Annotated in this window: 6 protein-coding genes and 1 tRNA gene; 2 read left to right on the top strand and 5 right to left on the bottom strand. The window is 46.6% G+C overall.

Annotated features, from left to right (window positions below; genetic code table 11):
- Positions 1–33 precede the first annotated feature (33 nt).
- Both RB604_RS14840 and RB604_RS14835 read left to right on the top strand, forming a co-directional pair.
- Positions 34–1,329: a DUF8468 domain-containing protein gene (locus RB604_RS14840; protein ID WP_117683889.1), complete on the top strand. Its 1,296-nt coding sequence runs from the start codon at positions 34–36 to the stop codon at positions 1,327–1,329.
- Position 1,330: 1 nt separating this feature from the next.
- Positions 1,331–1,825 carry a DUF4376 domain-containing protein gene (locus tag RB604_RS14835; RefSeq protein WP_117683876.1) on the top strand — a complete coding sequence of 165 codons (495 nt, stop codon included), beginning with the start codon at positions 1,331–1,333 and terminating at the stop codon, positions 1,823–1,825.
- Positions 1,826–1,875: 50 nt separating this feature from the next.
- Here the strand turns inward: RB604_RS14835 and RB604_RS14830 are convergent, their stop codons facing one another.
- From RB604_RS14830 to RB604_RS14810, 5 genes are all read right to left on the bottom strand, one after another.
- Positions 1,876–3,021 (bottom strand): site-specific integrase, encoded by a 1,146-nt coding sequence (locus tag RB604_RS14830; RefSeq protein ID WP_117683877.1) that lies wholly within the window; start codon positions 3,019–3,021, stop codon positions 1,876–1,878.
- A 158-nt stretch (positions 3,022–3,179) separates the two neighbouring features.
- Positions 3,180–3,253, bottom strand: a tRNA-Arg gene (locus RB604_RS14825).
- An 89-nt stretch (positions 3,254–3,342) separates the two neighbouring features.
- Complete coding sequence (locus RB604_RS14820) at positions 3,343–4,800, bottom strand: AbgT family transporter (protein WP_044094005.1); 1,458 nt, start codon at positions 4,798–4,800, stop codon at positions 3,343–3,345.
- Positions 4,790–5,518, bottom strand: coding sequence for a DUF5932 domain-containing protein (locus RB604_RS14815; protein ID WP_055294721.1), 729 nt, complete (start codon positions 5,516–5,518; stop codon positions 4,790–4,792). Before RB604_RS14815 ends, RB604_RS14820 begins: the two co-directional genes overlap by 11 nt.
- A gap of 66 nt (positions 5,519–5,584) precedes the next feature.
- Positions 5,585–9,907, bottom strand: a complete 4,323-nt coding sequence (locus RB604_RS14810) for a DUF5113 domain-containing protein (protein ID WP_055294717.1) — start codon at positions 9,905–9,907, stop codon at positions 5,585–5,587.
- Between the last annotated feature and the right edge of the window lie 3 nt (positions 9,908–9,910).

Genomic DNA, 9,910 nt, shown 5'->3' with positions numbered 1-9,910 from the left:
CGGCCCGGGGAATTGAAGGCTGATTTAATTATCATGTGGAGAGAAGATAATATTATAGAAGAGATTGTCGAGGACGCCAATATAGAGGACGCCATAAAAACGGTATTGCGCAAAAGAAGACGAAAGCGCAGCTTTGCCGGGCGTAGAATACTGGCGGATGTCCCGAAGGCGGTAGAGAGGATCAGGCAGCGGATCAGGAGTGGGCGGTTCAAGCTCGGAGGATATCGGGAAATGACCGTAGACGACGGGCCGAAAGTAAGGATCGTACAATCGGTTTCCCTGGAAGACAGGATCGTTCTTAACGCCGTTATGAATGTGGTGGACCGGCATTTGAAAGTACGTTTTATCCGGACTACTTCCGCATCCATTAAAAACAGGGGAACGCATGACCTTTTACAGTATATCGTTAAAGATATAAAGGATGATCCCGAAGGAACCCTGTTCGGGTACCAGTTCGATATAACGAAATTCTATGAGAGCGTAGACCAGGACGTTTTGCTGGATGCAGTGAAAAAGATGTTCAAGGATAAAATATTGATCGGAATCCTGGAAGAGTGCATCCGCATGATGCCTAAAGGCGTGAGTATCGGACTAAGATCATCGCAGGGGCTTTGTAATTTGCTTCTGTCTATTTATCTGGATCACCGGTTAAAGGATCAGGAGGCAGTAGCACACTATTACCGGTATTGTGACGACGGTCTGGTGCTTTCTGGTAGCAAGAAATACCTTTGGAAGGTTAGGGATATCATTCATGAACAGGCCCGTAAAGCCCGCCTGGAGATTAAAAGTAATGATACCGTTTTCCCGATTACCGAAGGTATCGACTTTCTGGGATATGTAACCCGCCCGGATCATGTGCGGTTAAGGAAGCGTAACAAACAAAAGTTCGCCCGCAAGATGCACAAGGTTAAAAGCAAGAAACGTAGGCAGGAGTTAACCGCTTCATTTTACGGGCTTACAAAACATGCTGATTGCAAGAACTTATTTTATAAACTAACAGGAAAGAAAATGAAAAAATTAAAAGATTTGGGCTACAAGTACAAGCCTAAAGACGGACGGAAACGATTTACCGGGGCAAGGATCAAGTCGCCCGAACTGATGAACAAGGATGTGATCGTACTTGATTATGAAAAGGATGTTCCGACGAAAAACGGAAACCGGACTGTTATAAAGCTGGAACTCGACGGCAAGGAGAGAAAGTATTTTACCAGCCTTGAGGAAACCCTTTTCATTTGTGAATCAGCGGCAAGAGACGGAGAACTGCCTTTTGAAGCACATTGCGAAGGTGAAGTAAGTGAAAAAGGATTGATAATTATACATTTTACTTGAAATGATACGAATTTATGCAGACAGCAAGGCGGAACCGGTAAGATGTACCAACCGCCGCCGGGGAATCTGGCGCATTACGTGGGATTACCAGGAAACAGAGACAGCAGAAGGAGTCCAACGTAGTTACATGGAAGAGACGTTCGATCATCTACCCGCACTGGCAGAAATCAAGGCGGTTATTAATGAATGGTATAACCGGAAGATAACCGACACGATCGAAAGCGGGTACATATGGAACGGTCTGAAAGTCTGGCTTTCCATGGAGAACCAGATGAATTATAAGACGGCGTACGATCTTGCCTTGCAGACAGGCGGGGAAAACCTTCCTGTTACTTTCAAGCTCGGGGAAGAAGACAACCCGACGTTTTACGAGTTTGCAAGTATGCAGCAACTACAAGAGTTTTACACCGGTGCCGTGAAACATATACAGGAGACACAAAAGGAAGGCTGGGAACTTAAAAAGGCGATAGACTGGAGTGTTTATACGTTGGAGTAGAAAAGCGAAAGGGGGAAGCGGGAAATACGGTTCCCCCTTCACTCTTTTAGTTATAACATATCATCAAAGGCGTGTATTCCCGCTTCGCGTTCATCTTCCAGAGCATGTGCGTAAACCATTGTCATAGTTATAGAACTATGTCCCAAAAGGTGGGATAGCGTTACGATATCATGTGTTTTCTTATAATACAAGGTAGCGAATGTATGCCGCCCGGTCTTTGAACTGATATCCTTTGTTATTCCTACTTTACCGGCTATTGTTTTCAATACCCGGTTTATATCCTGATCCGTGGGAAGGTTCATAAACAAGTTACCTTTTGTACGTCCGGCCCGGTAATATTCATAAATATAACGTGCCGGGTCCGATAAGGGTACAGTTACCGGTATTTTGGTCTTACCTCGTGTGTAGTGTAGTTCATTCCCTATGAACTGGTTTATCTGCAATGCTTTTGCATCGCCTATATGCAAAGAAGTAAAACAAAGAAACAGAAAAAAACGGAGTACGTTCTGGGTACATTCTTCCAGGCGGCCGGACCGGTACAAGGCGGTCAGACGGAGGAGTTCTTCTTCCGTCAGGTATATAACTTCACTTTTGGGGCGACGTATCTTTATGGCCGCGAACGGGTCCTGGTCCATATAACCGCCGCGTATGGCGGCACCTACATATATTTTGATAGTAGCCATGTTACGCCATGCCGTAGAATCCATGTTACCTATTTTGCGAAGATATGCAAAGAAAGACAGGAGAAATTCATGGGTAATCTCTGAAAATACAAGGCCGGGGGCGAATGTTTCCAGTTTCTTGATGATAGAAACGTGATGTTTCCAGGTACCGAAAGAAATTGTTTTGCTAATTTGTTTGAGGTAAACCCGTGCAAAATCAAAGAAGGTACCAAAATCGGAAGGATTGTTATACTGGCGGAAGAAACTTTCTTTTGTCAGCGTCTCATTTTTAAGACGGGTACGAACAAATATGTCGCTTACACGTGACCGGATGTTTGAGATGATTAAATTTTTGTCTTTACTCTCTTTGTCCCGGCCTTTTATCACTTCGTTTTGCTCGTCCCATTCTTTGGACGTGACACTTAACCTTACCGCGATCCTTATTTTCTCACGGTTGATATAAAATTCCACATACAGGGGGAGCCGGTCGGTTTTGCCTTTTTTGCCTTGTCTTACAACTCTTATTGCCGTCATTTTTATATGCCTATTTTATGCCTGTAGAGGGGATATGCCTACAAATATGCCTACACAGGCAGGTTATTAAAAGTTAAACGGGGCGAAAGTAAAACGTTTAATATCAGCTATTTAAAAGAAAAATCCGATAACATTTAACTGTTACCGGATGTTAATAGTGATTCCGAAGCGATTCGAACGCTTGACCCACGCCTTAGAAGGGCGTTGCTCTATCCAGCTGAGCTACGGAACCATCCTTAATTGCGGTGCAAAGGTAATGCTTTTTGTGAAATATCAAAAACATTTCTATACTTTTTTTGTATCCATTTGTCCGGGAAAAGGCTATAAACCTAATGGTAAGCCTGTTAAATACCACAGAATAAACAACAAAGTCCAGCTTATCAATATGTAGACAGAATACCGCCATGTATACCTCAAAAGAGAGAGATAAGAGGATTGCTTATCGTATTGCTGCATATAAGTCAATACTAAGGGCATATAAAATAAAAAGGGAGTAATGGCATTGGTGGCACTGTCTCCGATGCGGAAAGCACATTGCACCACATCGGGCGTAACTCCCATTTTGGCAAATATAGGAACAAAGATGAAAGCCATAAATGTCCATTTGGAGGTGGCGGATACCATGATGAGGTTTATCATGGCACTGAACAGGATAAACAGAACAAGGGTAGGCAAATTGCCAAACTCGACAGAAGAGAGCAGATTGGCCCCCATAATGGCGAGGCATTTGTCTAAGTGCGAATATTCGAAACAGGCGAACATTTGTGCCGCAAAGAAGGCGATGACGAAATAAACGCCTAACAATTTCATCGGCTGGGCCAGTCCGTCTATGACATCGGCATCCGTGCGATAACGACCGGAGCTGAAACCGTAAACCGTACCCATCAACCCGGCTCCCAATGACAGGAGGAATAAAATACCCATAATGAAAGGAGATCGCATCAAGTTACCGCTTACTCCGCGTAAAATGCCATAAGAAGAAAAGGTGGACCACAGTACGATAGCCACATAAATCACCCCCACGATCACCGCCATCGTCAAAGCACGGCGTTCTTTGCGGGAGAGTGGCTTATAACCGTCGAAGTGCGTGCTACCTTCATAAGTGCCCATTGCCGGAAGCAGCTTCCGGCGGGTCACCCAATAGGCTACGGCCGTTATGAGAAAGGTAGAAGCAAACATAAAATAATAGTTGCACAACGGCCCTGTATCACCGTGTTCTATCCCGCCGGCCACGGCAGCTTCTTCCGTAGTCCGGGCAAGTAGCGGATCCATGGTGCTCAATACGATATTGGCACTGTATCCACAGGCTACAGAGGCATAAGCCGTTATGATTCCGGCTACCGGATGCAAACCGACGGAATGAAACAAGGTGGCGGCAATGGGAAGCAAAATAATATAACCGGCATCACCCACTACATTCGAAAGCAATCCGAGGAGGATCACCCAGAGAATAATCTTGTCTTTATCCTGCTTGCCACGAATTCCATGACGAATGCATGCATTTATAAATCCGGAATGCTGTGCCACACCGATTCCGAACATGGCTACAATCACCATCCCCAAAGGGGCAAAACCGGTGAAGTTGGTGACCATGTGCCGTAACAGCCAGCGAATCCCTTCCGGACTGAGCAGGCTCTGCACACGGATCTCTTCTCCTGTCTGTGGCAGCGTCACACTCAATCCATAGATTTCGAATATCCATGAAAGAAGTACGACCACCATCGTGAGCACAAAAAACATAGTGGCCGGATGGGGCATGCGCCATTTGCTACTCTTCATCGGCTTCGAGGTTGTCAAGATCGAGAATTCGAAGTTCGAGCGCACGCACTACCAGACGGGTGGCATTCACCCCTACCCGCTCGCCGTTCGGAAACAGCCGGCCTACCAAGTCGTTCTGTCGTTTTTCGAGTGATTTTACTCCAAAAGGCATGCCTTTGAGGTTGGCGATCATCTCTTTGGTGTATCCCAGTGCCAGATGGCGCAGGAAACGTTCGTCGTATTCGTCTATATCATAATTGATAACTGCTTCCTGACGCTTTGCATCGTTGGCAACAGACGCTTTGAAGCGGTCCACAATCTTTTCCAGTATGGGATAATTGAACACCAGCTTTTTGCCATCCATTACGGCCTGCACGTCTGTTTTGGTCAATAGCTCACCTGTTTTGAGGATAATGCCGTCGGCACCGGCATCCAACACATCGACCCAGAGTTTTTCGTTCAATATTTCGCCGGTAAAGATAAGTACACGAACTCCTTTGTATCGTTTGAATATATTGCAGCAGATATCGACTCCGATTGTTGTCGAGCCTCCCAAACCGAGATCGAGCAGTACCAGATCCGGTAGCCGGGCTTCTATCAACGGCCAGAATTCGGCTTCGGTCATGGCGGTTCCGATTACTTCCGCATTGGGTATTTCGTGGCGGAATATCTCCTCCGTGCCTTTCAATTCGAGTTTTACATCTTCTACGATAATTACTTTAAATTTCTTATCTTCCATCGTTTCGTTACATATATTGTTATGACTCATTAGATATATTGTTATGTGGCTTTACATCGGTTGTCATTACCGTTTCGGTAGAGTGAAGTAAACGGTAAAGCCTCCTTTCTGTGCCGGTTCGGCATTGATACGGCATCCGCGGCGTCCGGCAAATTCATCATGGTCCCGGATGATCTGTTTGCATATCAGGTATTCCGTTCCCCTCAGTTCCCCTTTCTCACCGGAGGTCATTCGGGCCAGATTGGGATAGAATAACTTATTGAGTTCGTCCACACTCTTTTCGCGACGCGTATCGGTAAAGAGGAAACGGATGTAATTCCCGTCTTCTGCAGCATGCAATTTTAATATCCCGTCTTCATGGACGGTGAGCGCTTCGTCGATCAGATTTTCAAGAAGAAAACGAAGCTGGTTGATGTCTCCGATGATTCTTTTTTCTATCGGCTCCGTCAGAAATTCGATCCGGCTTGTTTTCCCTTTGCTTGCTTTCCGGAAATATTTCACGGCATATTCGCACAGGTCGGCTACGGAAATCGTGCTGCGGCGGAAGGTTACCTCTTCCAATTGCCGGGCAGCGCACGAACTCAGTATGGTAAAAATACCTTTGTAATATTCTATCAATTCGCTGATGGCTTCTACATTTTCCCGTTCTTCCTCTTCCGAAAGGTTTTGTGTATTCAGGCGTCCTACGATCTGTTTGATTTTGTTGGGGTAGTATATCGTTTCGTGCTTGATCGTCGAAAGGCAATTGTCGAGCACCATATTTTGCACATGCAGCATGCTGTCTTCCCACGAGGCACGTTGCGCTTCTTCGTGTGCCGATTCGATGTCACGGTACTTTATTGCCAGTTTGACTACTGCATTAAACACCACGATGGCCACATAGCGGGCCACCAACTCGAACAGCAGACGGTCTGTTTCCTGCGTTGTCCCTTCCCGGCGTTCCAGATAGAGTACGCCTACACATTGATGTTCTCCACCGGCATCCACCACCAGCGGAATGGCTTGTGAAAGCCCGTCGGACAGATATTGCTGTCCGTTGAAACATTGCTGCATAAGTTCCGGCATCCTTTCAAGTCCGGGATTGGAGGCAAATTCGAGCCGGTGTGTCGTTTCATTGTATACGGCAAGGCTGAGCCGGTCGATTGTAAGCAACTCGTTGATGGAGTCGAAAGCCTCATTGACCAGCCGTTGGGGGATTTCTTTCAAGGTATCCTCTTCGCGTTGCAAGGCTTCGGCAGATTCCTGCGCACGGATCAGGGAAGAAGCAAATACTTTTTTATTGATTTCGAGAATCTGTTCCAGATTGAGCCTGTTGAGCAAACGCTTGCGTATATAGATGAGATAGTAACCGGCCAGCGAGATGACGAATAGCAGAATACAGAGGATAACTCCTACAATCTTATTGGTAGTGGAACGCTCCAGTTCGCGGCAATATCCTTCCAATGACTGGTCTTCGCTCTGCAATTTGTAGAGTGCCGTGAAAGCTGCATTGTTATAGTTGTATCCTTTCAACTGTTTCAGTGCCAGAAAAGCGACGGCTGCTTCATTCCGCACATCCAGGATGGCATGGAAGTCCGAATCGAACATTTCGTTCCACCAAGTCAGTTCGGCGGGTATTTCTTCGCCGACCAGTTTCATATATTTCTGCGGATGGCGGGCATATTTTTCATAATGCCTGTTCAATATCATGATGGCCGAATCGGCATATACCAGCGCATCTTCGTAATACCCGTCTACGTTGGCAAAATAGGCGGCATTGGCATAGTCGGATGCTTCATTGAGCAGAGTTTCATAATCCGGATCCGTTACCGTTGCGATAGAATCGCCTGTCACCGGACCGGTAGCCTGTCCTGTCCCTCCGGTGCAGGAAGAAAACATGTAAGCAGGCAGTAGGATGCACAATAGTACACCTATGGCCTTACGTATTCCCAATGGCAGCCGGAAATAAAACCGGCTTCCATGTCCCGGTTCGCTTTCCACGTTGAACATGCACACCCGGAACAGGTTGTTTGTTTTACGGTATTTCTCAATAATCCCTTTGCAATTCATCAGTCCGAAGCCGCTCCCCTTGCTCAACCGCAGGGCTTCCGCGTCTTCGGCGGTTTTCGTGACGTTCATGCCGATGGCGCGCGAATCGTATACTTTCTCGCCGATGATGCAGGATACGTCTTCGGCCGAAAGGCCGCGTCCGTTATCTTCCACCGATATTTCCACGTATTCCTCTGTCTGACGGGCATAGATTCGCACGACTCCTCCTTCGGGAGTATATTTCCGGGCATTTTCGGCCAGTGTATTTATCATGAAAAGAGTCAGGGCCTTGTCGGCTTTCACTAAAATTGGAGCCGGCTCTATATCGAGTGTCTGTCTTTTCATTTCGAATGCCCTCCGGCCTTTTGACAGGAGTTCGAAAAGCTCGTTCAGGCTGAAAGTCTCGATGTTCAGGCTCAGTGTACCTTGTTTCATTTTGATCCACAAGGCGAGGATGTCATTGTATTCGTTGATGGTGGTTACCAGTTCGTCGATGTACTGGTATTTTTCTTTTTTGATAAGCGGATCATTGATAAATCCTTTGTCCGTCAGTTTGCGTACCTCGTTGAGTATGCGGTCGATATAGGGATTGATGCCGTTGACAATGGCAAGGCATGCCTTTTTTATCAGGTTCTGGCGTTTGTTGGCAGCAATGTGTTGTTCGTAGACATACCGTTGCTTTTCCAATTGGTTGCGTTCGTCGCTCAGCGAAGCGATGGTCTGTTCGTTGTCCATAGCCCAATCCACATAGGGAGTCAGTACATGTATCAGGGCCTGTTCGTCGCGGTTTAACCGGTGTTTGGGGATGAAACTTGCTTTGCCCTCTTCATTGACTTCAAGAATTATCCTGTTCGGCCCGAACAGGCGGTCGATCCCTTCCTGAACAAGAGGAAGATTCATTGGGATGGAAGCCGTTATATCCCGGCATAATGTCAGGGTTTGTTGTAACCGCTCCGTATAGATACGGTTTCTTACTTTAGAACGCTTATTGAAGATCCAGAATAAAATGACAACCAACAGCAATCCCACCGCAACAAAGAAAAGTACGATATTCAGTTGCTTCGATTCCGCTTCCAGATAAGCGTAGCGGCTTTCCAGTTCTTTGTCCTGACGGGTATCGTTCAGGATATCCAGATAGATATTCCGGTTATAATCGGATTCCGGCTTCATACCCAAACCGGCGTAAGAGACGCTGAGTTGTTCGCGGATACGGGATATCCATTCAGGCACGGTCTTCACCCGTTCCTGCCCTATCCACGTCATCTCGGTGAAAATCGTATCTGCCTTTACAAAAGGCTGCAACTTGTCCAGCGTATCCGTAGCGTGGTGGTAATATAGAAGATGATGCTGATTGACACATTTCAGGGCTTTGCTCAGCGAATCGAGGGCTTCGGAATAGCGGCCGTGGGCATTCAGATATTTTCCGATGGAGACGTATGCACCGGCTATCTGATACAGATCGTCATATTCTCTGAATATTTCCAGCGCTTTCTCTGCCAATCTCAACGGCAGTAGGGAATCGACGGGCATACCCAACTGTTTCAGGGCGTGCGGACGTCTGGAAAGAAACAGTTCGAAATTATCTTTTGGGGTCAGCCGGTCGGCCAATCCCTGCATACCGTTTCCGGCAAAATAGAGATACCCTTTCCGGGAAGCCAACCGCCAAGTGGTGTAGAGCTCGTCGAATTCACCGAGTTTACGTTCGTCCGGCGTATCTCCATCGCACAAAGAAGCCGATCCTTTGATGTAATGAAAATACAGGTATTGGCTGGTATCTGCCCGTAAGGATTCGTCCTGGGGGATTTTATCGAGCGAAGCCATTGCTTCGGGGCGTTGCTGGAGATAATAGTAATAGACGGCGGAAACGATGAAAAATTCCGTAAAGGCGAAATTCACACGCAGCATTTCATATTTGTCGGTGAACACGGTGCTGTCTTCACGAATACGTTTCATTCGCCGGACGGCGCTGTTACGGTAGTCATAATATTCTTTATTCATGCCTGTGCGCTGATAGATTTTCATCAGCCCTATATCGGCAATGAGCAGTTCCAGCTCGTTTTTGGTAAGGCCATACACCTCCTTATATATTTTTTCGGCACGTTCAAAGTCCATTTGCATAAAAGCACAAAAACCCAGATTGTTGCATGCCTCCGCTTTCCCCTGTTGGTAAAGGCGTGCCTGTCCGTATGCCTGTTCTGCCGGAAGATAAGACGAATCAAGGTTTTTATAACGGTAAGCATATGCCCGCCGGTTTAAAGAATCGATAAAGCGCACCTCTTTGGTCGGTGCTGTGCCGACGCATGAGAAAAATGCCGTCAACAACAGCACGCATAAGATATACAAAGGAGTACGATGATTCATTAT

Origin of the sequence: Bacteroides salyersiae, assembly GCF_031172035.1 — a bacterium.
GTDB lineage: Bacteria > Bacteroidota > Bacteroidia > Bacteroidales > Bacteroidaceae > Bacteroides > Bacteroides salyersiae.
Note: the sequence above shows the minus strand (reverse complement) of the source record. Positions and strands in the feature narration are given on the sequence as shown.